This is a genomic window from Teichococcus rhizosphaerae (genome assembly GCF_002631185.1).
Taxonomy (GTDB): Bacteria; Pseudomonadota; Alphaproteobacteria; order Acetobacterales; family Acetobacteraceae; genus Pseudoroseomonas; species Pseudoroseomonas rhizosphaerae.
Window position 1 is genome coordinate 95,596 of record NZ_PDNU01000005.1, and the last position, 22,626, is coordinate 118,221.

A 22,626-nucleotide genomic window follows, 5' to 3' on the forward strand; every position below is an offset into this window, starting at 1 on the left:
TCACGCAGGCCGATCGCGTGTCAACGGAGGGCCGGTGCCGAACCCCGACATGAGATCGCGGTTTTCCACTTCACCGATGTGGCGCGGGGCAACCTCCCGCCGGATGGGCGGCGGGGCCGCTCAGTTGCCCGGCTCGGGGTGGCGCAGCAGCCAGAGCCTCTCATGCGCCGCGACCAGGCTTTCCATGTTCTTGCGGCGGTTATGGTCCGGCGCCATGGGGCGGCGGGTCAGCATGGTCTCCAGGATGCGGAGCAGTTCCTCCGCGACCTGGAAGTCGCCCTGGTCGCAGGCCTGGTGGAAGGCGATGAGGATTTTGTCGGACAGGCGGCGCGTGTGCCGCGGGGCGGCCTGGCCGCTGCGCCCCGCCTCGCGATCCGTCCGGCCTTCTGACAAGTCATCTGCCATGATGATGCCGCTCCCCGGTCCACAGCCCCGCCATTCTCTTCCTGCTCCACACACCAACCGAATTCACGAGACGACAGGCGCTTTCTCTTAGCAGATCTTTAGACAATCTGCCTACCAATGACACGGCCGCCGGAGCGGACGTTCTCAAAGGTTTCAGGGGGCTACATTCCTGCAAGCTGGCCGCGTATCGCCGCAGCGATGTTCTCGGGAGAGGTTTGCGGGCGCAGCAGGGTGCGCACGCGCCCGTCCGGTCCGATCAGGTAGATGAAGGAGGAGTGGTCCATCAGGTACTCGCTCATCTCCGGGCGCGTGACCTTGGCGTAGTACACGCGGAACCGCCGCGCGGTTTCCGCCACCTGCTCGGGCGTGCCGGTCAGGCCCACCATGCGGGGATGGAAGTTGGCGACATAGGCCTTCAGCGCCTCCGGCGTGTCGCGCTCCGGATCGATGGTGAACAGGACCGGCGTCACGCGAGCGGCCTGGGCGGGGGATAGGAGGTCCATGGCGGCGCTGATGGCGCCGAGCTCGGTGGGGCAGACATCGGGGCAGAAGGTGAAGCCGAAATAGGCCACCAGCAGCCCGCCGCCGAAATCGGCCTGGGTGACGGTGCGGCCCTCCTGGTTCACCAGGGTGAAGGGGCCGCCCAGGCTGGCGCCCTGCGGCAGCTGCACGCCGCCGGCCGAGGGCAGCGGCGCTTCCTGGCCCGTGAGGGCGGCGACCTGCCGCATGAAGGCATCGCCCAGCGGCTCCCCGGGCTGCCGGCCGAACCAGGCCACGCCCCAGAGCGCGCCGAGGCCGAGGATCAGGACAAGGACGAGGATGCGGAGGAGGCGTTGCATGGCCCCTTCCTTAACCCAATGCCCGTGCCTTGGTGAGGGCGAAAAGGGCCCCGCCCCTTCCGCCCCTGCAGCGGGGCCTTACCGGGGGAGGATCTGCCCTTCCGGCTGCCTGTCGGAGAACACGCCCTCGGCGAAGGCCTCCTCCCAGGTGCCCTGGGTGCTGGCCTTGGAATATTCCGTGGCGCGGCCCTCGAAGAAGTTCATGTGCTCCACCGCGTTCAGGATCTCGTCCAGCCAGGGGAGCGGGTTCTTCTCGATGCCGTAATGCGCGTCGAGGCCGAGCTGCTGCAGCCGGCGGTCGGCGATGAAGCGGATGTAGAGCTTGATGTCCTCGGGCGTCATGCCCTGCACGCCGCCCAGCTCGAAGGCGAGGTCGATGAAGGCGTCCTCGTGCTCGACGATGGTGGTGCAGATCTCCGTCAGGTCGCGGCGGAACTGCTCCGTCCAGATCTCCGGGTTCTCCTGGATGAAGGTGCGGAACAGGCGGATGACGGACAGGCAGTGCAGCGTCTCGTCGCGCACCGACCACGTCACGATCTGCCCCATGCCCTTCATCTTGTTGAAGCGCGGGAAGTTCAGCAGGATGGCGAAGGAGGCGAAGAGCTGCAGCCCTTCCGTGAACGCGCCGAAGGCCGCCAGGGTCTTGGCGATCTCCGTCTTGTTCTCGGTGGTGAAGGACTGCATGTAGTCGTACTTGTCCTTCATCTCCTTATACTTGAGGAAGGCCTGGTACTCGGTCTCCGGCATGCCGATGGTGTCGAGCAGGTGCGAGTAGGCCGCGATGTGCACCGTCTCGATGTTCGAGAAGGCGGACAGCATCATCAGCACCTCGGTGGGTTTGAACACCTGGCTGTAGTGCTTCATGTAGGCCGAGTTCACCTCGACGTCCGCCTGGGTGAAGAAGCGGAAGATCTGGGTGATGAGGTTGCGCTCGACGTCGGTGAGGTTCTTCTGCCAGTCCTTCACGTCGTCGGCCATCGGCACCTCCTCGGGGAGCCAGTGGACGCGCTGCTGCGTCATCCAGGCGTCATAGGCCCAAGGGTAGCGGAACGGCTTGTAGACCGGGTTGGCGGTGAGAAGGTCCATCTTCTCGGGCGCGACGGGGTCGGACATGGATTCTCTCCGGCGTTCAGGCATGGTTCCACGCCCGCCATGCTGGCGCGGCGCGGAGCATCTTCGGATTGGCGGGATCGGGGAACCGGGAAGGTGGCGCCCCTCGGTCCCTATCGGCTGGCGGGCTTGAAGGCGGGCCTGGCGGAAGCGTCCGCGGCGGTCACGGGGCCGGAATGGCGGGCTGCACGAACCTTGCCCATGCCAGCCTCCTAGCCTTCCTCTCGCCGCATCGCCTCATCGCCGGCCAGCATATTGGCCGGAAGGGCGGAGCGCAAGAAAGCGCCGCCGGATTCGGCCCTGCGCCCCTCTGGCGGGCCGGTGCCCTACGCCGCCGCCGGAGGCAGGGCGAGGCGCGGCAGGTGCAGCACGCAGTGCAGCCCCTCCGGCCGGAAGTCCATCCGCACCACCATGCCCGATTGCGCCGCGAGCCCCCGCCCCAGCAGCCGCATCCCGAAGCCCTTCCTTGCCGGCGCGCCCTGGAGGCGGGGGCCACCCCGCTCCGTCCATTCCACGATCCTGGCCGTGCCGTCCGCCTCCATCCGGCAGGTGACGGAAACGCTGCCGCCGGGCGCGGAAAGCGCGCCGTGCTTCACCGCGTTGGTCAGGAGCTCGTGCAGCGCCATGGTCAGCGACAGCGCCTGGGCGGAGGGGAGGATGTCGTCGTCCGGGCAGTCCTGGAGGTCGACCTGGATGTTGCCGCCCGTCGCCAGCCCGGCCTGGAGCACCTCGCTCAGGCAGACGCCCTGCCAGTCCGCCTGCGTCAGCAGGTCGTGCGCCCGCGCCAGCGCGATGAGCCGCGCCTGGAAGCTCGGGCCGAAGGAGGCCAGGTCCGTCGTGCTCCGGACGGTCTGCAAGGCGATGGCCTGCACCACCGCGAGGGTGTTCTTCACCCGGTGGTTCAGCTCGCGCGTCATCAGCGTCTGGCGCAGCTCGGCGGCGGCGCGCTCCATGGCGCCCCAGGCGCGTTCCGCCGCGCCGCGGGCGAAGGAGATCTCGTCGCTGCTCCATTCGCGCGGCAGCGAGTCGTGCACGAACAGGAAGGAGATGCTGCCCTTCTTCACCATCACCGGCACCAGCAGAAGGGCCTGGGTGGAGATCGCGGCGTAGGAGGCGGCGTGCGGCGCGGCCCGCGGGTCGGCGGCCACGTCGGAGACGGCGATGATGTCGGGCGGCTCCTCCGCCAGCCGCGCGAGGTTCCAGTAGGTGGGCAGGTGCCAGGTGCCGGCGATGCTGGCGACGGTGCCATCCGTCCAGTCGCGCTCGACATGGACCGTGTCGTTCATGGCGATCACGGCATAGCCCGCGCGCGTGGCGCCCAGCAGGCGGCCGATCATCTCGGCGGCGGCCACGGCGATCTGCGCGGGGCTGTGCAGGTCGCGCAGCTGGTCGCCGAGTTGCAGCAGCGCGATCAGCCAGCCCTCGTTCTTGTGCAGCTCGCGCAGGTCCCGCGTGGCGGTGCCATAGCCGGTGATCCGCCCCTGCGCGTCGCGCAGCAGGAAGGTGTTGCACCAGACGGGGATCATCTCGCCCGTGCTGAAGTTCCGGAAGGTCTGCTCGCCCTGCCAGAAGCCGTTCTCATGGACGGCGGGCACCAGCGTGGCGGAGACGAAATCCCTTTCCTGCTCAGGAAAGTAGTCGGGCACCCTCTTGGCACGGGCGGCGTCGAGGCTTTCCAGCCCGACCAGGCGGAGCCCGGCCGGGTTGATGAAGACGATGGACAGGTCCAGCCGCGCGATGCCGATGAAGTCGGTCGATTGCTCCACCAGCTCGGCCAGCTGCCGCGCGGCGTCGGCGGCCTCCCTGTCATGGGTGTCGTCCTCGATGATGTAGACCGCGCCGACGATGCCGCCATTCGCGCCTGGCGCGGCGAAGGCGCGCAGGCCGGCCCAGAACTGGCCGCCCTCCTTCCTCGCATGGCCGCATTTGGCGACGAAGCCCGGCACCTCGCCGCGGATCATCGCGCGGAAGCGGTCCTCCAGCAGGCGCCGGTCGTCATCCTCCGCGGCCAGTTCCCAGAACCGCCGGCCCGCCAGCTCCTGCTCCGTCCAGCCGCAAAGCTGGGCGAGAGGCGTGCTGACCGTCAGGAAGCGACCTTCGCGGTCGAGCTGCTGGACACCCGGCGCCGCGCCGAACCGCAACCGCTCGGAATCGAGGATGATGCTCTCCAGCCCGCCGCGGAAACGCCCGCCCGTGCCGGAGGTGATCGGATCGCCCACCATCGGGAGCCTCGCTGACAATGCCTGCACCGGGAGCTTGGAGGCTCTTGATAAACAAGCATTGTAAGGCAAGACCGGACGCCGGGCTCATGCCAAAGCCACGATCACCCAATGGTGTTGTTCCGGAGTGTCAGTGTTCCGGACCCGCCTCGCCCCGGCATGGGCGCGTCACTGGCAGGCGAGGCATTCCTCGTAGTTCGTGCCGTTCTCGCCGGCCACCGCGCGGGTGCCGCGGGGTGGCGCCGCGGGCAGCACCGCCTCGATGCTGTTGGCCGCCGCGAAGCCCAGGGCCGGCTGCACCGCCACCTTCTCGCTGATGGTGTCGGCGCGCTGGATGGACAGGCTGCGGCAGTAGTAGAGCGACTTCACGCCCTTCTTCCAGGCCTGGTAGTGGATCTGGTGCAGGTCGCGCTTGTGCACGTCGGCGGGCAGGAAGATGTTCACCGACTGGCTCTGGCAGATGAAGGGCGTGCGGTCGGCCGCGTGCTCCACCACCCAGCGCTGGTCCAGCTCGAAGGCGGTCTTGAACACCGCCTTCTCCTGCTCGTCCAGGAAGTCGAGGTGCTGGACGCTGCCCTTGGTGACGGTGATGTTGGTCCAGGTCTCGTCGTCGTCGCGGCCGTGCTTCTGCAGCAGCTTCTTCAGGTACGGGTTGCGCACGATGAAGGAGCCGGACAGCGTCTTGTGGTTGTAGACATTGGCCGCGATCGGCTCGATGCCGGGGCTCGCGCCGCCGCAGATGATGGAGATGGACGCCGTCGGCGCGATCGCCATCTTGTTGGAGAAGCGCTCGTTGAAGCCGTACTCGGCGGCATCCGGGCAGGGCCCGCGCTCATCGGCCAGCCGGCGGGAGGCGAGGTCGGCCTGCTCGCGGATGTGCTTGAACATCCGCTTGTTCCACACCTTCGCGATGACGCTCTCGAAGGGCACGTTCTGCTGCTGCAGGAAGGAATGGAAGCCCATCACGCCGAGGCCCACGCTGCGCTCGCGCATGGCGCTGTACTTCGCCCGCGCCATGGAATCCGGCGCGGTGTCGATGAAGTTCTGCAGCACGTTGTCGAGGAAGCGCATCACGTCCGGGATGAAGTCCGGATCGTCCTTCCATTCCATCCAGGTCTCGAGGTTGAGCGAGGACAGGCAGCACACGGCGGTGCGCTCGCGCCCGTGCTGGTCGCGCCCCGTGGGCAGGGTGATCTCGGAGCACAGGTTGGAGGTCTTGACCTCCAGGCCCGCGAGCTTCTGGTGCTCGGGCTGCGCGCGGTTCACATGGTCCGAGTAGATGATGTAGGGCTCGCCCTGCTCGATGCGCGCCATCAGGATGCGGATCCAGAGGCCGCGCGCCGGGATCTTGCGGATCACCGCGCCGTCCTTGGGCGAGCACAGCGCCCATTCCTCGTCGTTCTCGACCGCGCGCATGAAGGCGTCGGGGATCAGCACGCCGTGGTGCAGGTTCAGCGCCTTGCGGTTCGGGTCGCCGCCGGTCGGGCGGCGCATGTCGATGAATTCCTCGATCTCGGGGTGCGAGACAGGGAGGTACACCGCCGCCGAGCCGCGCCGCAGCGAGCCCTGGCTGATCGCCAGCGTCAGGCTGTCCATCACCCGGATGAAGGGGATGATGCCGGAGGTCTTGCCGTTCTGCCCGACCTTCTCGCCGATCGAGCGCAGGTTGCCCCAGTAGGAGCCGATGCCGCCGCCCTTCGAGGCGAGCCAGACATTCTCGTTCCAGAGATCGACGATGCCGTTCAGGCTGTCGTTGGCTTCGTTCAGGAAGCAGGAGATGGGCAGGCCGCGCGTCGTGCCGCCATTGGACAGCACCGGCGTCGCCGGCATGAACCACAGCTTCGAGATGTAGTCGTAGATGCGCTGGGCATGGGCGGCGTCGTCGCCATAGGCGCTGGCCACGCGGGCGAACAGGTCCTGGTAGGACTCGCCCGGCATCAGGTAGCGGTCGTCGAGGGTGGCCTTGCCGAAATCGGTCAGCAGCGCATCGCGAGAGCGGTCCACGCGCACCTGACCATGCCCCGCGAGCTGAACGTCTCCGGCAAGCTGAACGGCATCGAACACGGCGGGAATCCCTGATGGCTTGGGTCTGGAAGCGGGCACATTTGCACCGCCCCCTTCACGCCATCAACCCATATCTGGTGGGTCGGATGCGGCCTCCACCCCCACAATTTGCTGGCGTGACCTTTCGCCCACAGGAGCGCCGGGAGCCGAACCGCCGGAAAAATCTGGCGATGCCAAGGTTATCCACCATGCGGCTCACAGGCGGCCGCAGCGTAAAAATTATCTGACGGCGCCAGCGTCAGCGCCGGCATTCCGGCGGGGGCCGGCCATGAAAAAAGGAGCCCCGGATTGCTCCGTGCTCCTTTGAAAGCTGACTGGCGCGCCCGAAAGGATTCGAACCTCTGACCCCCAGATTCGTAGTCTGGTGCTCTATCCAGCTGAGCTACGGGCGCTTGCCAGTGGCGGGGGAATACCCAACCGGCGGCCGGCGCGCAACCTGGCGGAGACGGTTTTCGGAAGTTTTTTTGCACCTTTCCCCCCGCAGAACGAGCCCTTCCGCCACGCGCCCCTCGCGGCGCGCCCGGCTGGCGCAGCCCGCGGGCGACGCCACCCGCTTCCCGCGCCCCCTCCCCCCTGGACTTTCTCCCGCTCCGCGCGAGGCTCTGTGCCGGGAGGTGGCGGCCCGCCGGGGCCACGCCTCCCGCCTGGAAACCAAGGGGCGGCGAGCCCCGGTCGCGGAGGATGCTGAGCGCATGGCCGACACACCCAATCCCTTTTCCCTGGCGGGCCAGACCGTCCTGATCACCGGCGCGGGGGGCGGCATCGGCAGCGCCACGGCGCGGCTCTGCGCCGGCCAGGGCGCCCGCCTGGTCCTGGCCGACCTGATGGCGCCGGAGGAGATCGCCGCCCGCATCGGCCCCGCCGCCCGGGATGCCGCCTGCCACCGGCTCGACATCAGCCAGCGCCCGGCGGTGGAGGCGCTGGTGGCGGAGGCCGGCCCGGTGGACGCGCTGATCGACATGGCCGCCATCTGCCCCTTCGACGACTGGATGGCGGAAGGCTGGGACGACAGCCTGCGGCGCGTGATGGAGGTGAACATCCACGGCCCGATCAACCTCACCCGCGCCCTGCTGCCCGGCATGGCGGCGCGCGGGCGGGGGCGGATCGTGCTCTGCGGCTCCGTCGCGGGGTGGATGGGCGGCGTGGCGTCGGGGCCGCACTACGCCTTCTCCAAGGGAGGGCTGCACGCCTTCACGCGCTGGCTGGCGCGGCGGGGAGCGCCGCAGGGGGTGCTGGTCAACGCCATCGCCCCCGGCCCGGTGGAGACGCCCATGACGGCCGGCCAGGGCTACCGCCCCGAGCAGTTCCCGCTCGGCCGCATGGCCACGGCGGAGGAGATCGCGGCCGCCGCCGTGTTCCTGGCCGGCCCCGGCGCCGGCTATGTTTCCGGCGCCGTGCTCGACGTGAACGGGGCGATGCACTACCGCTGAGCGGCGCCTTCAGCGGGGGGCGCGCATGCCGCCATAGGTGGTCAGGTGCGCCCCCGCCAGCCAGCCGGCATCCACCGGCAGGTCGATGCCGGTGATGGCCGAGGCGTCGTCGGACAGCAGGAAGGCCACGGCGGCGCCGATCTCGGCGGGCTCCACCATGCGGCCGAGCGCCGCCGCCTCGGCGATCAGGCGCGGGTCGCGCAGGCCCCGCTCCATGGCGGCGCGCAGCGGCGGCGTCGCCACGAAGCCGGGCGAGACGGCGTTCACCCGCACGCCTGAGCGGCCCCATTCGGCGGCGAGGCAGGCGGCCATGTGCACCACCGCCGCCTTGGCCGGCGCATAGGCGTGCAGCGGCACGGTGCGCGAGGCGGTGACGGAGCCGGTGACGACGATGCCGCCCCGCCCGCGCGGCGCCATGCGCCGCCCCGCGGCGACGCAGGAAACATAGACCCCGCGCAGGTTGACCGCGATGATCCGGTCGAACTCCGCCATCGGCAGCGTCTCGGGCGTGGCGCCGGGCTGGATCAGGCCGGCATTGGCCATCAGCGCCTCCACCGGGCCGAGACGCGCCTCGACATCCTCGAAGGCGGCCTCGGTGGCCGCCTCGTCCGTAACATCAAGGGCGATGGCCTCGGCGCCGAGGCGGGCGGCGGCCTCGCGCGCCGCATCCAGCTTCACGTCGGCCAGCACGACGCGCCAGCCGCGCGCCGCCAGCACCTCCGCCGTGGCCAGGCCGATGCCGCTGGCCGCACCCGTCACCAGCGCGACGCGGCCGCGCCCTTCATCCCGATTCATGCAGGCTTTCTCCCAAACGGCCAGATAACCAGACAGCCGGGCCGCTAGACGGCCAGGTAGCGTTGCAGGATGGCGTCGTTGCCGCGCAGCTCGTCGATGCCGGCACTGTAGACCACCTGCCCCTTGTCGATAACCGTCGCGTGGGTGGCGACGCCGAGGCAGAAATGCATGTTCTGCTCGGCGATGAGGATGGTGACGCCCATCTCCCGCAGGGTGCGGATGAGGTCGCCGATGGCGCGCACGATGATGGGCGCCAGGCCCTCGCTCGGCTCGTCGAGCAGCAGGATGTCCGGGTTGCCCATCAGGGTGCGGGCGATGGTGAGCATCTGCTGCTCGCCGCCCGAAAGGCGCCCGGCCATGCGGTGGCGCATGCCGGCCAGCAGCGGGAACACCTCATAGACGCGCGCGGTGGTCCAGTGCCGGTCGCCACGCGGCCCGGCCTTGGCGCCGACGACGAGGTTGTCCTCCACCGTGTGCTCGGGAAAGACCTGCCGGTCCTCCGGCACATAGCCGATGCCGGCGCGCGCCACGAGATAGGGCGGCCTGCCCGAGACGGGCGCGCCCGAGAGCAGCACCTGCCCCCGGCGCGGCGGCGCGATGCCGGCGATGGCCTTGAAGGTGGTGCTCTTGCCCGCGCCGTTGCGGCCGAGCAGCGCCATGGTCTGCCCCCGCGCCACGGCGAGGTCGATGCCGAACAGGATCTGGCTGGCGCCGTAGAAGACGTCCGTTCCCCGGACTTCGAGGATGGGCGGCGCGCTCATGCCGGCACCTCCCCCGTGGCCACCGCCAGGTGGTGGTCGGTGCCGAGATAGGCGTCGATCACGTCCTGGTTGCGGCGGATCTCGGCCGGCGTGCCCTGCGCCAGCACCGCGCCGTATTTCAGCACATGCACGGCCTGGGCGTATTTGAAGACGATGTCCATGTCGTGCTCGATGAAGACCATGGTCAGGCGTCTCGCCTGCCAGAGATGGTGCACCTTCTCGATCATCCGCCAGCGCTCGTCGGGCCCCATGCCGGCGGTGGGCTCGTCGAGCAGCAGCACCTTGGGGTCCATGGCGAGGGCCAGGCCGATGTCGAGCAGCTTCTGGTCGCCATGCGAGAGGCTGCTCGACACCAGATCCGCCTTGGGCGCGAGGCCGAGCAGCTCCAGCAGCTCCTCCACCCGCGCGCGGCTCTGGCCCAGCGGGAAGCGCGAAAGGAGCGACCAGGAGCGGCGCTGATGCGCGGTGACGGCGGCGGTGAGCGCCTCCCGCACCGTCAGGCTCGGGAAAAGCGAGGCCACCTGGAAGGCGCGCGCCATGCCGCGGCGGACGATCTCCAGGCTGGAGAGGCCCACCACATCCGCGCCATCGAACACCACGCGCCCGGAATCGGGGCGGACATGGCCGGAGATGAGGTTGAAGAAGGTGGTCTTGCCGGCGCCGTTGGGGCCGATGATGGCGGTGAGGGAGCCTGCCGGGAAATCCAGCGTGACATCCCGCGTGGCCTGCACGCCGCCGAAGGATTTGTGCAGGTTCTCGACCGACAGCATCAGCCCACCGCCTTGGTTTCGGCCGGCGCGGGCGTCTCGGCCGGACCTGGCACGGCGGCGGGCCGGCTGGCGGCGCGCCGCTCCGCCAGCCAGGCGGCCGCGTAGTCGGCCACGCCGCGCCGCAGCCCCAGCACGATGGCCAGGATGACGATGCCCAGCACCAGCCCGTGATGGTGCGTCCAGATGGTGACGTAGTGGTTCAGCAGCTGCAGCAGGAAGGCGCCGATGACGGGGCCGAGGAAGACCTGCGTGCCGCCCAGCATGATCATGAAGATCGCCTCGCCGGAGGTGGTCCAGAAGCCGAACTCCGGAAAGGCACCGGATACGAACAGCGCCATGATGATGCCCGCGACACTCGCCATGATGCCGGCGAGGACAAAGACCCCGAGCTTCATCCGCACCACGTCCACGCCCAGGAAGTTGGCGCGCGCCGGATTGTCGCGGATCATCCGCAGCGTGTAGCCGAAGGGCGACTGCCAGACCTGCCGCATCACCAGCAGGCAGAGCACGAACACCACGGCGCAGAAGCCGTAGAGCGTACCGGCCTCGCCCAGGTCGATGCCGAGGAAGGGCGGGCGCGGGATGCCGCCGCGCAGCCCCTGGTCGCCGCCCGTCAGCTCCACCCAGGTCAGGATGATGCTGTGGATGAACATCTGGAAGGCGAGCGTGATGAAGGAGAAGTAGATCTCCTTCAGCCGCACGCAGATGGCGCCGATGACCAGCGCCAGCAGCGCCGTACCGCCCACCGCCGCCAGCATGGCCACGGGGATGGACACGGCGCCGCCTTGCATCAGCAGGCCGAACACATAGGCGCCGGAGGCGAAATAGGCGGCGTGCCCGAAGGAGACCAGCCCGGTCAGCCCCACCAGCAGGTTCAGCGACATCGCCAGCAGGCCATAGGCGATGACGTAGATGAGGAAGTCCCGCAGCGAGGGGTGCGGGAACAGCACCGGCAGGGCCAGCAGCGCCACCAGGCACAGCAGGCCGATGCCGAGGTCGCGCGCCAGCCCCGTGCGCATCAGGCCGTCCTCGTGCCGAGCAGGCCCGAGGGGCGCAGGATCAGCACCAGCCCCATCAGCGCGAACATCAGCCCGTCGGTGAAGAGCGGGAAGCCGATGGCGCCGAAGGCGCGCGTCAGCCCGATCAGCACCGCCGCCACCAGCGCGCCGGGGATGGAGCCCATGCCGCCGATGACGGTGACGATGAAGCTCTCGATCAGCACGGACAGGCCCATGCCCGGCGTCAGCGTGCGCACCGGCGCCGCCAGCGCGCCCGCCGTGCCGGCGAGGACGCAGCCCATGCCGAACACCGCCGCGTAGAGCAGCCGCGTGTTGATGCCGAGCGCGCCCACCATCTGCGGGTTGATCGCCAGGGCGCGGATGATCTTGCCCAGCCGCGTGCGGTTGATGCCGAGCCACAGCACCGCGCCGATGCCGAGCGCCATGGCCAGCATGAAGATGTAGTAGCCGGGGATGAAGCCGCCCATCACCTCGACCGGCGCGGCGGCGAAGCTTTCCGGCATGCCCATCAGCTTGTAGTCGGCGCCGAAGACGATCTTCACCAGGTCATCGCAGATCAGGATGGCGGCGTAGCAGACGAGCAGCTGCATCAGCAGGTCGCGCCCATAGACGCGGCTCATGAAGAAGCGCTCGAAGACGATGCCCAGCAGCCCCGCCCCCGCCGCGCCCGCCAGCAGCGCCAGGATGAAGCTGCCCGTGACCTCATAGGCCGCGAAGGCGAAATAGGCGCCCAGCATGTAGAACACGCCATGGGCGAAGTTGACCACGCCCAGCACGCCGAAGATCAGCGACAGGCCGGAAGCGACGAGGAACAGCAGCATGCCGACGATCAGCCCCGTCGACACCTGGGTGACGAAGCAGGAGGCCGTGGTGACGCAGCCGGCGAGCACATCGAGGTTCATGGCGTGTTTCCCGTGGCGGGGCGCGGCTCAGGCATAGCCCTTCTGCTTCTTCCACTGCGTCTCCATCTCCAGGATCTGCGACCAGGCGATGGGGGCGAAGTCCTCCACGAAGGGCGCCTTCGGCACGGTGCGGCCCCAGGCGGTGGGGTAGCCGATCAGCGTGTGGTCGGACTCGCGCATCGTCAGCTTCTCGTCGACGGCGAGGCCGGAGGAGATCTGCATGCCCTTCAGCTCCGCCGCCAGCGCCGCGCCCTCCGTGCGGCCATTGGTGCGCTTCAGCGCCTCGCCGATGAACTGGCAGGCGACATAGTTCTGCCAGGCCCAGTTGGTGGGCTCGTGCTTCGCCAGCCCCGCGAAGCCGTCGGCGAAGGCGGTGTTGTCCGGCTTGTCCGGATAGGTGCGGTTGTAGCGGTAGGCGGTGTGCAGGCCGGGCGGGAGCTGCTTGATCGCGGTCAGCACCGGCGGGTCGCCCAGCGAGGAGGAGAACAGCGCGACGTTCGGGAACAGGCGGTAGAGGTTGCTCTGCTCCATGAAGCTCACGAGGTCGCCGCCCCACAACGCCGAATACATGGCCTGCGGCCGCACCTGCAGCGCCTTGGTGATGTTCTCGGTGTAGTCGGGCGCGAAGAGGCGCGGCCAGACCTGGTCCACCACCTCGATGGCGGGGTCGTAGAGCCTGGCGAATTCCAGGAATTCGGCGGTGTTGTCGCGGCCATAGGCGTAGTCGGGCGAGCAGGTCATCCAGCGCTTCAGCCCGCGCTGCTTGGAGATGGTGGAGGCGTAGACGCCGCCTGCCACCGCGTCGTGGATGCCCTGGCGCGCGCAGCGGAAGGCGGTCTTCACATGCAGCTTCGGGTCCGCCGTGAGCGAGGAGGTTTCCGAGTTGGTGTGGACGCACAGCACCGGCAGGTCGCGCACCACCTCATGCACCGCGAAGCCGCCGGAGGAGGCCTCGCCGTCGATGATGATCTCGCAGCCATCGTTGTTGATCAGGTCGCGCGTGACCTTGGCGGCCTCGTCCGGCCGCCCCTTGGAATCGCGCTCGACAAGCTGCAGGGTGCGGCCGCCGAAGCCGCCCGCCTCGTTCATGCGGCTGAAGGCGTATTGCACGGCCGTGCGGCTCGACGTGCCGAGGATGGCGACGCGGCCGGAAAGCACCGTCGGCATGCCGACGCGGATCACCTTGGCCTGGGCGCCGGCGATGCGCGGCGCGGCCAGGATGGCCGCCCCCGCCGCGGCGCCGCCGAGCAGCCCACGCCGCCCGATGGCATTCGCACCGTTGGACATCTTTCTCTCCCCTTGTGCCGCCGGCACCTTCGCTGCGCCTGTCCGGCCCTCCATCTTTCCGATGGGTTTCGTTCATGTTGGGCAGCGCAAAGTCAGGCCGTCAAGGATTTTCCCGCACACAAAAGGAAGGTTCGCGAACTGGCTTCGGCGTGCCGCGGGCGCGGGCCGGCATCCGCGCGGCCAGCCCGCGACGGTGTCCGCCTCCGTCCGCCGCCTCACCACGCGCGGCGCAGAACCCCGGCGGCGAGATCCACCACCTCCGCGACGGGCCCGATCGCCTTGTCCATGGTGAGGATGCCGTGCATCTGGTCGCTCAGATGCAGGTGGGTGACGCGCACCCCCTCGCGCTCCAGCCGGGCGGCATAGAGCTGGCCCTCGCTGCACAGCGGGTCGTGGCCGCAGGTCAGCACCAGAGCGGGCGCGGTCCCGGCCAGGCTCGGCGCCCGGGCGGGCGAGACGCGCCAATCCGCGCGGTCCATCGGCGGCGGCAGGTAGTGGTCGATGAACCAGCGCATGGTCGCCGCCGTCAGCGGCAGGCCGTCGCGGAAGCGCTCATAGCTTTCCCCCGTCATAGCGAGATCGACGGCGGGGTAGAGCAGCATCTGGAACACGACCGACGGCACGTCGCCATCGCGCGCCATCAGCGCCAGCACGGCGGCGAGGTTGGCGCCGGCGCTGTCGCCGCCCACCGCGATGCGCGCGGGGTCGATGCCGAGCGCGGGCGCCTCCGCCGCCAGCCGGTATTCCACCGCCAGCACGCAGGCGCCGAGCCGCCGCGCCAGGCGGCGGCACAGCCCGTCATGCGTCTCCAGGCTGCCCAGCACCCAGCCGCCGCCATGCAGGTAGAGCAGGCAGGGCAGCGGCGCGCCGCCGGGTTCCGTCTCGGCGGCGCGGTAGAGGCGCACCGGCACGGGAGGCCCCTCCCCCGCCCGCGCCGTCATGTCCCGCACCCAGGGCAATGCCGGGCCTTCGGATTGCAGGGCGCGGGCGCGCGCCGCATGGGCCGCGCGCGCCGCCTCGGGCGTCTGGGTCTCGAAGGGCTGGCTGCCGGCCTCGCGCGCCTTCTGCAGCAGCGCGAGGACATCGGGGTGAAGCGCGGGCACCGGGCGCCTGCCTCAGCGGCCGAGCACGAAGCCCTGATAGTCCTTGGCTGCCACCTCGGCGCAGACCCGCGCGTAATTGGCCATGCCGCCCGCATAGGGCATGAAGACGCGCGGCTTGCCCGGCACGTTGGCGCCCAGATACCAGGAGCTGTTGGCCAGCGGCAGCAGCGTGGCGTTGGCCGCCTCGTTCACGTGCTCGACCCAGCGCTCCGCCGCCTCCGCCTCGGGCTCGATGCGCTGCAGCCCGTTCTTCCGCATGTGGTCGATGCAGCCGGTGATCCACTCCACATGCTGCTCGATGGCGACGGGCATGTTGGTCAGCACCGACGGGCTGCCCGGCCCGGTGATGGTGAACAGGTTGGGGAAGCCCGCCACCTGCAGGCCGAGATAGCTGCGCGGCCCCGCCGCCCAGGCCTCGCGCAGCGCCACGCCGTCCCGCCCGCGGATGTCCATGGCCAGCAGCGGGCCCGTCATCGCGTCGAAGCCGGTGGCGAAGACGATGATGTCGAGCGGGTGCTCGCGCTCGCTGGTGCGGATGCCGGCGGGCGTGATCTCGGCGATCGGTGTCGCCTTGATGTCCACCAGCGTGACGTTGTCGCGGTTGAAGGTCTCGAAGTAGTGGCTGTCGATCGGCGGGCGCTTGGTGGCGAAGGGATGGTCCTTCGGCGTCAGCATCTCGGCGACCTTGGGGTCCTTGACGATGCTGCGGATCTTGGCGCGGATGAAGTCGGAGGCGGTGTCGTTGGCGGCCTTGTCGGTCAGCAGGTCGCGGAAGGCGGCGCGGAAGCGCAGGCCGCCCGTCTCCCACGCCTTCTCGTAGCGCGCGAGCCGCTCCTCCTCCGCCACGTCAAGCGCGGAATCGGGCGAGATGTCGAAGGGGTGGCCGTTGATCGTGGCGCGCGCCTTCTCGCGGATGGCGGCGTAGTTGGCCTTGATCTCGCGCAGCTCCTCCGCGCTCACCGGGCCGTTGCGGGCGGGGATGCTGTAGTTGGCGGTGCGCTGGAACACGGTGAGGTGCGCGGCCTTCTCGGCGATCACCGGCGTGGCCTGGATGCCGGTGGAGCCGGTGCCGATCAGGCCCACGCGCTTGCCGGTGAAGTCCACATCCTCCTGCGGCCAGCGGCCCGTGTGGTACCACTGCCCGCCGAAGCTCTCGAGGCCCGGGATCTTCGGGATGTTGGCGGCCGAGAGGCAGCCCACCGCGGTGATCAGGAAGCGGGCCGAGAACGCCTCCCCCCCTTCGGTGCGGACATGCCAGAGATTGGCCGCCGCGTCATATTCGGCGCTGGCGACGCGGGTGCCGAACTGGATGTCGCGCTTCAGGTCGAACTTGTCCGCCACATGGTCGAGATAGCGGCGGATCTCGCCATGCTCGGGATAGCGCTCGCTCCAGCTCCATTCCTGCTGCAGGGAATCGGAGAAGGAATAGGAGTAGTAGTAGCTTTCCGAATCACAGCGCGCGCCGGGATACCGGTTCCAGTACCAGGTGCCGCCGACGCCGCTGCCGGCCTCCAGCACCCTGGCCTTCAGCCCCAGCCTGTCGCGCAGCATGTGGAGCTGGTAGAGACCGGCGAACCCCGCGCCGATGATCAGGGCGTCGAACTCCACCGCCGGAGACATGGCTCCGTTCGCCTGACTACGCGCCGTGGACGACATGCGCACCGCTCCCTTCCTGATGTTCTTCCCATGGGCATTCTTGGCCTTGGCCAGTGCCTGCGGGCACCGGCCGGCGATCCGGCGAGGCTAGGGGCTTGTGCCTGCCCCCACAATTTCCAAAACTTCCAAACTCGTGTGAACGATCATCACAGGTCGCGGAGGGCCAGGGGATGGACCGGATCGGCGAGATGCTCGTCTTTGTCCGCGCCGTGGAGGATGGCGGCTTTTCCGCCGCCGGGCGCAGCCTTTCCCTCAGCCCGTCCGCCGTCAGCAAGATGATCGCGCGGCTGGAGAACCGCCTGGGCGTGGTGCTGTTCAACCGCTCGTTGCGCAGCCTGACGATGACGCCGGAAGGCGAGGCCTTCTACCCCGCGGCCCGGCAGGCGATCGAGGCGGTGGAGGAGGCGGAGGCGGTGGCCTTCACCGGCGTCACGCCGCGCGATGTGCTGCGCATCCGCTCCATGCCGACCTTCGCCATCCACCAGCTCGCCCCGCTGGTGCCCGCCTTCCGCCGCCAGCATCCCGGGCTGCGGCTGGAATTCGTGCTCGGCAACGAGGCGGGCAACCTGCTGGAAGGCGGCGTGGACGTGGCGCTCTACATCGGCGAGCTGCCGGATTCATCCCTGGTCGCGCGGCGCATCGTCAACATGCGCTGGGTGATCTGCGCGGCCCCCGCCTATCTCGCCGAGCACGGCATGCCGGCCACGCCTGCGGATCTCGCGCAGCATGAATGCCTCAACTTCAACAAGCGCATGCCCTGGAGCACCTGGACCTTCCGCGACAGCGAGCACTCGCTGCGCCGCATCCGCGCCAGCGGCAGCGTCACGGCGAACCAGGGCCAGATGCTGCTGGCCCTGGCGCTTGCCGGCGTCGGCATCGCGCGGCTGGCGGAGTTCCAGGTGGCCGGGGATCTCGCCGCCGGCCGCCTCGTCCGGCTCTTTCCGGCGGAGGCGGCGAGGATGGAGGAGAGCATCTATGCCGTGCACCACAGCAAGCGGCATGTGAGCCAGCGCATCCGCGTCTTTCTCGACTTCCTGGAGGCCGCCTTCCCGCGCGCCCCCTGAAGGAGGGCGGGGTGCCGCTTGCGCCCGGCCTTCCGTCCGCGCAGGATCGCCTCCCCAGGCCTGGAATGTCGGATGACCGCGCAGATCGACTACTACGTTTCGCTGAACTCGCCCTGGACGCATCTGGGCGGGGCGCGGCTGGAAGGGCTGGCGGCACGCCATGCCGCGAGGCTGCGCATCCATCCGGTGGATTTCTCCGCCATCTTCGCCGCCTCCGGCGGGCTCCCCCTGCCCCGGCGCTCGCCGCAGCGCCAGGCCTACCGGCTCATGGAGCTGCGGCGCTGGCGGGAAAGGCTGGGGGCGCCCATCCAGCTGCAGCCGAAGTTCTTCCCGGCGCGCGAGGCGCTGCCGGCCCATGCCGTTATCGCCGTGCGGGAAAGCTTCGGCGATGCCCCGGCCGTCGCCCTGGCGCACGCCATCCTGAAGGCGCTCTGGGAACAGGAGCGCGACACCGGCGACGCCGCGACGCTGGCCGAACTCGCGGCCGGCGTCGGGCTGGATGGCGGCACGGTGCTCCGCCTGGCGGAGGAGCCGCGCTGGGCGGAGCGGCGCGCGGCGGACACGGAGGCGGCGCTGGCGCGCGGCGTCTTCGGCGCGCCCAGCTATGTGCTGGGGGAGGAGATCTTCTGGGGCCAGGACCGGCTCGACTTCCTTGATGAGGCGCTCGGGCGCTGAACGGCGCCTCGCGCTTTCCCGGCCTCCCGCGGGGCATGGTCGGGCGGGCGGCCGACGCGCCGGCCTGGCGGAAGCATGACGGTCTCGTGACAAGCCTCGCCCCCTCCGGATAGGATAACGGCAAGGGCCGGCCGGCCTTCGGGACCGGGCGGGGTTCAGGGAGAAGTCAACTCATGCTGCGTCGCACACTGGCCAAGGGCGCCATCGGACTCACCACGGCGGCCATGGTTGCCGGACGGCCGGCGGCGGCCCAGGGGGCGCCGGTCGAGATCCAGTTCTGGCACGGGCTGACCCAGCCGCTGGGCGGCATGCTGGAGCAGGTCGCCGCCGGCTTCAACGAGAGCCAGCAGCGGTACCGCGTCAACGCCAGCTACCGGGGCGGCTACAGCGAGACGATGGTGGCCGCCATCGCCGCCTTCCGCGCCAACAACGCGCCCCACATCGTGCAGATGTTCGAGGTCGGCACCGCGACGATGATGGCGGCGAGCCGCGCCACCAAGCCGGTGTGGGAGCTGCTGCAGCAGACCGGCGTCAAGATCGACTTCGAGGACGTGCTCGCCGGCGTGCGCGGCTATTACAGCCTGCCCGATGGCCGCATGGCCTCCATGCCGTTCAACAGCTCCACCTCCGTGTCCTTCTACAACAAGGACGCCTTCCGCAAGGCGGGGCTGGACCCGGAAGCCTTTCCCCGCACCTGGCCCGCCGTGGCCGAGGCCGCGCGCAAGCTGAAGGCCGCCGGCATCGCCACGCCGATGACGACCTCCTGGCCCACCTGGCTGATGGTGGAGCAGTTCAGCGCCATCCACGACATTCCTCTGGCCACCAAGGGCAACGGCTTCGGTGGGCTGGACGCGGAGCTGGCCATCAACAACCCGGTGCTGGCCCGGCACCTGCAGAACCTGATCGACTGGCACAAGGAAGGGCTGTTCCGCTATGGCGGGCGGGACAACGCGGCCGACGGGCTGCTGCCCGCGGGCGAGTGCGCCATCACCTTCGCCTCCTCCGGCACCCGCGCGCGCATCCTGCGCGAGGCGAAGTTCGACTGGGGCACGGCGATGCTGCCCTATTACGACGACGTGCCGAAGGCGCCGCTCAACTCCATCATCGGCGGCGCCTCGCTCTGGGCCATGAACAAGGGGCCGAGCGGCGGGCGCAGCGAGGAGGAGTGGAAGGGCGTCGCCGAGTTCTTCGCCTGGCTGGCCAAGCCCGACGTCGCGGCCAAGTGGCACATGGACACCGGCTACCTGCCGCTGACGCGCTCGGGCTACGAGCAGGTCAAGGCCAGCGGCTTCTACAAGCAGAATGTCGGGGCCGACGTGCCCATCGAGCAGATGCTGCGCGGCGGCGGCGTGCTGACGGAGAACTCGCGCGGCGTCCGCCTCGGCGGCTTCCCCGAGATCCGCAACATCATCCAGGAGGAGATGGAGCGCGCCTTCCAGGGCCAGCAGGACGCCAAGGCGCTGCTGGAGAACGCCACGCGCCGCGGCAATGTGGTGCTGCGCAACTTCGAGCGCGCCAACCGCGCCTGAGCATGCGCAAGGCTGTCATCTTCAAGGGCAAGCTGCTGCCGCTGCTGCTGATGCTGCCGCAGCTTGTCATCACCGGCATCTTCTTCTTCTGGCCCGCGGGCCAGGCCATCTGGTCCTCCCTGCTGCGGGAGGACGCCTTCGGGCTGAACCGCAGCTTCGTCGGGCTGGAGAACTTCGCGGAGGTGGTGGCCGACCCGACCTGGCGGGACGCCGCCGCCAACACCGCGCTGTTCTCCTTCTCCGTCGCGGTGCTGGCACTGGCGGCGGCGCTGCTGCTGGCCGTGCAGGCGGACAAGGCCATCCGCGGCAGTGGCGCCTACAAGACGCTGCTGATCTGGCCCTACGCCGTGGCGCCGGCCATCGCCGCCGTGCTGTGGCTGTTCCTGTTCCACCCGCAGATCGGGCTGATCGGGCGGGCGCTGAACGCGGCGCAGCTCGCCTGGGACTACCGGCTGAATGGCGGCCAGGCGATGACGCTGGTGATCATCGCCAGCGCGTGGAAGCAGGTCTCCTACAACTTCATCTTCTTCCTGGCGGGCCTGCAATCCATCCCCCGGGCGGTGCTGGAAGCGGCCAGCATCGACGGCGCACGGCCGATGCGCCGCTTCTGGACCATCATCTTCCCCCTGCTCTCCCCCACCAGCTTCTTCCTGCTGACGGTGAACCTGGTCTACGCCTTCTTCGACACCTTCGGCGTCATCCACGCCCTGACCCAGGGCGGCCCCGCCAAGGCCACGGAGACGCTGATCTACAAGGTCTATGTCGATGGCGTGGAGAACCTGAACCTCGGCGCCTCGGCGGCGCAGAGCGTGATCCTGATGGCCATCGTCATCGCCGTGACCGCGGCGCAGTTCCGCCTGATCGAGCGCAAGGTGCATTACTGATGGCGGATTCCGCGACAGCCGCCACCGATCCCGCCCTGCGCGCCAGCCAGGCCCGGCAGCGCCGCGGCCGCTGGATGGCGCATGGCATCCTGCTGCTCGGCGTCATCATCTTCGCGCTGCCGATCTGGATCACCCTCGTCGGCTCCACGCATGACGCGAACACCATCGGCCGCGGCGAGGTCCCGCTGTGGTTCGGCGGCCAGGCGGTGGAGAACTACATCTCCGCCTGGACCCGCGGCGGCGAGGGCATGCGCAGCACCCGCGCCGTGCCGGCCGGTACCATGCTGTGGAACTCGGCGGTGATGGCGACGCTGATCGCGGTCGGCAAGATCGCCATCTCGCTGCTTTCCGCCTATGCGGTGGTGTTCTTCTCCTTTCCCGGCCGCATGTTCTTCTTCTGGATGATCTTCATCACCCTGATGCTGCCGGTGGAGGTGCGGATCATCCCGACCTTCCAGGTCATGGTCGACCTCAACCTGACGGACAGCATGGCGGGGCTGGTGATCCCGGTGATCGCCAGCGCGACCGCGACGCTGCTCTTCCGGCAGTTCTTCCTCACCATCCCCGACGAATACGTGGAGGCCGCCAAGATCGACGGCGCCGGCCCGCTCCGCTTCTTCTGGGACGTGGTGCTGCCGCTGTCGCGCACCAACATCGCGGCCCTGTTCGTCATCCTCTTCATCTATGGCTGGAACCAGTATCTGTGGCCGCTGCTGATCATCACCGACACCTCGCTCGAGACCATCGTCGTCGGCCTGTCCAAGATGATCGGGCGCGGCGACGCGCAGAATGAATGGAACGCCATCATGGCGACGGCCATCCTGGCCCTCCTGCCGCCGGTCGCCGTCGTGATCCTGATGCAGCGCTGGTTCGTCAAGGGCCTGACCGAGACGGAGAAGTAATGGCCACCCTCGAGCTTTCCCGCATCCAGAAATCCTTCGGCCCCACCACGGTGCTGCACGGCGTCGACCTCGACGTGGCGGAAGGGGAGATGGTGGTCATCGTCGGCGCCTCCGGCTGCGGCAAGTCCACGCTGCTGCGCATCACGGCGGGGCTGGAGACGCCCAGCTCCGGCACCGTGCGCATCGGCGGCCGCGACGTCACGGCGCTGGAGCCGCCGGACCGCGACATCGCGCTGGTGTTCCAGAACTACGCGCTCTACCCGCACATGACCGTCTTCGAGAACATGGCCTATGGCCTGAAGATCCGGGGCATGCCGCGCGACGAGATCCGCCGCCGCGTGGAGGAATCCGCCCGCCTGCTCGGCATCGACGCGCTGCTGACGCGGCGGCCCCGCCAGCTCTCGGGCGGGCAGCGGCAGCGCGTCGCCATGGGCCGCGCCATCGTGCGGGAGCCCAAGCTGTTCCTGTTCGACGAGCCGCTCTCCAACCTCGATGCCAAGCTGCGCGTGCAGATGCGGGCGGAGATCCGGCGCCTGCAGCGGCGCCTCGGCGTCACCTCCCTCTTCGTCACGCACGACCAGGTGGAGGCGATGACGCTGGGCGACCGGCTGGTGGTGATGAACCAGGGGCGCGCGGCGCAGATCGCGACGCCGATGGAGATCTTCACCAACCCGGCCGACACCTATGTCGCCAGCTTCATCGGCAGCCCGACCATGAACCTGCTGCGCGCCACGCTGGAGGATGGCGGCGCCGGCGCCACCCTGGCCGCGGGCGGCCGCGTCCGCTTCGAGCGGCCCGTCCCCGCCCCGAACGGGCGGCCCGTGATCGTCGGCATCCGGCCCGAGCATGTCACGCCGGGCGGCGAGCTGCCGGTCGCGATCGAGCTGGTGGAGCCGCTCGGCTCGGAAACCGTGCTGCACGGCACCCTGCCGGGCGGCGAGGCGATGACGGTGCGCGTGCAGGGCGCGGCGCCGGTGACGGGCGGCACCATGCCGGTCTCCCTGTCGCGCCACCTCCATGTGTTCGACGCGGAAAGCGGCCGCCGGCTCTAGGAGGCGGCTTCCGGGAGCATCCTCGCCCGGCAATCGGCGCGGGAGGCGCGAACACGAAAAAGCCCGGCACGGATGCCGGGCTTTTTCGTGATTTCCTGCTGTGCAGGGAGCGGAGGCTGGCGCGCCCGGGAAGATTCGAACTCCCAACCCCCAGAGGTCG

20 protein-coding genes and 1 tRNA gene are annotated in these 22,626 nt (G+C 69.5%); 7 read left to right on the forward strand and 14 right to left on the reverse strand.

The window, feature by feature from the left end; genetic code table 11:
* Window positions 1-120 precede the first annotated feature (120 nt).
* The 6 genes from CR162_RS05465 to CR162_RS05490 form a co-directional block, all read right to left on the reverse strand.
* Window positions 121-405 carry a hypothetical protein gene (locus CR162_RS05465; RefSeq protein ID WP_099094530.1) on the reverse strand — a complete coding sequence of 95 codons (285 nt, stop codon included), beginning with the start codon at window positions 403-405 and terminating at the stop codon, window positions 121-123.
* 161 nt (window positions 406-566) lie between these two features.
* Window positions 567-1,244, reverse strand: coding sequence for an SCO family protein (locus CR162_RS05470; RefSeq protein ID WP_099094531.1), 678 nt, complete (start codon window positions 1,242-1,244; stop codon window positions 567-569).
* Between the two features lie 78 nt (window positions 1,245-1,322).
* On the reverse strand, window positions 1,323-2,357 hold the full coding sequence (locus tag CR162_RS05475; protein WP_099094532.1) for a ribonucleotide-diphosphate reductase subunit beta: 1,035 nt from the start codon (window positions 2,355-2,357) through the stop codon (window positions 1,323-1,325).
* A gap of 323 nt (window positions 2,358-2,680) precedes the next feature.
* Window positions 2,681-4,576 (reverse strand): HWE histidine kinase domain-containing protein, encoded by a 1,896-nt coding sequence (locus CR162_RS05480; protein ID WP_099094533.1) that lies wholly within the window; start codon window positions 4,574-4,576, stop codon window positions 2,681-2,683.
* A gap of 165 nt (window positions 4,577-4,741) precedes the next feature.
* Window positions 4,742-6,637: a ribonucleoside-diphosphate reductase subunit alpha gene (locus CR162_RS05485; RefSeq protein WP_099094534.1), complete on the reverse strand. Its 1,896-nt coding sequence runs from the start codon at window positions 6,635-6,637 to the stop codon at window positions 4,742-4,744.
* A 315-nt stretch (window positions 6,638-6,952) separates the two neighbouring features.
* Window positions 6,953-7,029 (reverse strand) — tRNA-Arg (locus tag CR162_RS05490).
* A gap of 300 nt (window positions 7,030-7,329) precedes the next feature.
* Here CR162_RS05490 and CR162_RS05495 point away from each other — a divergent pair.
* On the forward strand, window positions 7,330-8,067 hold the full coding sequence (locus tag CR162_RS05495; protein WP_099094535.1) for an SDR family NAD(P)-dependent oxidoreductase: 738 nt from the start codon (window positions 7,330-7,332) through the stop codon (window positions 8,065-8,067).
* Between the two features lie 9 nt (window positions 8,068-8,076).
* Here the strand turns inward: CR162_RS05495 and CR162_RS05500 are convergent, their stop codons facing one another.
* From CR162_RS05500 to CR162_RS05535, 8 genes are all read right to left on the reverse strand, one after another.
* The gene (locus CR162_RS05500; RefSeq protein ID WP_099094536.1) at window positions 8,077-8,862 is read right to left on the reverse strand and encodes an SDR family NAD(P)-dependent oxidoreductase; all 786 of its coding nucleotides are present in this window, start codon (window positions 8,860-8,862) and stop codon (window positions 8,077-8,079) included.
* Window positions 8,863-8,906: 44 nt separating this feature from the next.
* Window positions 8,907-9,623 carry an ABC transporter ATP-binding protein gene (locus CR162_RS05505; RefSeq protein ID WP_099094537.1) on the reverse strand — a complete coding sequence of 239 codons (717 nt, stop codon included), beginning with the start codon at window positions 9,621-9,623 and terminating at the stop codon, window positions 8,907-8,909.
* Complete coding sequence (locus CR162_RS05510) at window positions 9,620-10,393, reverse strand: ABC transporter ATP-binding protein (RefSeq protein WP_099094538.1); 774 nt, start codon at window positions 10,391-10,393, stop codon at window positions 9,620-9,622. Before CR162_RS05510 ends, CR162_RS05505 begins: the two co-directional genes overlap by 4 nt.
* Window positions 10,393-11,412 carry a branched-chain amino acid ABC transporter permease gene (locus tag CR162_RS05515; protein ID WP_099094539.1) on the reverse strand — a complete coding sequence of 340 codons (1,020 nt, stop codon included), beginning with the start codon at window positions 11,410-11,412 and terminating at the stop codon, window positions 10,393-10,395. Before CR162_RS05515 ends, CR162_RS05510 begins: the two co-directional genes overlap by 1 nt.
* Window positions 11,412-12,314, reverse strand: a complete 903-nt coding sequence (locus CR162_RS05520) for a branched-chain amino acid ABC transporter permease (RefSeq protein WP_099094540.1) — start codon at window positions 12,312-12,314, stop codon at window positions 11,412-11,414. The genes CR162_RS05515 and CR162_RS05520 overlap by 1 nt, the downstream gene beginning before the upstream one ends.
* A 27-nt stretch (window positions 12,315-12,341) precedes the next feature.
* Window positions 12,342-13,601 (reverse strand): ABC transporter substrate-binding protein, encoded by a 1,260-nt coding sequence (locus CR162_RS05525; protein ID WP_099094541.1) that lies wholly within the window; start codon window positions 13,599-13,601, stop codon window positions 12,342-12,344.
* 215 nt (window positions 13,602-13,816) lie between these two features.
* A complete protein-coding gene (locus CR162_RS05530) occupies window positions 13,817-14,704 on the reverse strand; it encodes an alpha/beta hydrolase (RefSeq protein ID WP_099094542.1) in 888 nt (295 codons plus the stop codon).
* Between the two features lie 12 nt (window positions 14,705-14,716).
* Window positions 14,717-16,324 (reverse strand): flavin-containing monooxygenase, encoded by a 1,608-nt coding sequence (locus CR162_RS05535; RefSeq protein WP_099094543.1) that lies wholly within the window; start codon window positions 16,322-16,324, stop codon window positions 14,717-14,719.
* Window positions 16,325-16,530: 206 nt separating this feature from the next.
* Between CR162_RS05535 and CR162_RS05540 the strand changes: the two genes are divergently transcribed.
* From CR162_RS05540 to ugpC, 6 genes are all read left to right on the forward strand, one after another.
* Window positions 16,531-17,424 carry a LysR family transcriptional regulator gene (locus CR162_RS05540; protein WP_099094544.1) on the forward strand — a complete coding sequence of 298 codons (894 nt, stop codon included), beginning with the start codon at window positions 16,531-16,533 and terminating at the stop codon, window positions 17,422-17,424.
* A 72-nt stretch (window positions 17,425-17,496) separates the two neighbouring features.
* Entirely contained in the window at window positions 17,497-18,099 is a 603-nt protein-coding gene (locus CR162_RS05545; RefSeq protein ID WP_099094545.1) for a 2-hydroxychromene-2-carboxylate isomerase, read from the forward strand.
* A 173-nt stretch (window positions 18,100-18,272) separates the two neighbouring features.
* On the forward strand, window positions 18,273-19,628 hold the full coding sequence (ugpB, locus tag CR162_RS05550) for a sn-glycerol-3-phosphate ABC transporter substrate-binding protein UgpB (RefSeq protein ID WP_099094546.1): 1,356 nt from the start codon (window positions 18,273-18,275) through the stop codon (window positions 19,626-19,628).
* A 2-nt stretch (window positions 19,629-19,630) separates the two neighbouring features.
* Window positions 19,631-20,512, forward strand: coding sequence for a sn-glycerol-3-phosphate ABC transporter permease UgpA (ugpA, locus tag CR162_RS05555; protein WP_099094547.1), 882 nt, complete (start codon window positions 19,631-19,633; stop codon window positions 20,510-20,512).
* Window positions 20,512-21,414: a sn-glycerol-3-phosphate ABC transporter permease UgpE gene (gene ugpE, locus CR162_RS05560; protein WP_099094548.1), complete on the forward strand. Its 903-nt coding sequence runs from the start codon at window positions 20,512-20,514 to the stop codon at window positions 21,412-21,414. Before ugpA ends, ugpE begins: the two co-directional genes overlap by 1 nt.
* On the forward strand, window positions 21,414-22,466 hold the full coding sequence (gene ugpC, locus CR162_RS05565; RefSeq protein ID WP_099094549.1) for a sn-glycerol-3-phosphate ABC transporter ATP-binding protein UgpC: 1,053 nt from the start codon (window positions 21,414-21,416) through the stop codon (window positions 22,464-22,466). Before ugpE ends, ugpC begins: the two co-directional genes overlap by 1 nt.
* The last annotated feature ends 160 nt before the right edge of the window (window positions 22,467-22,626 follow it).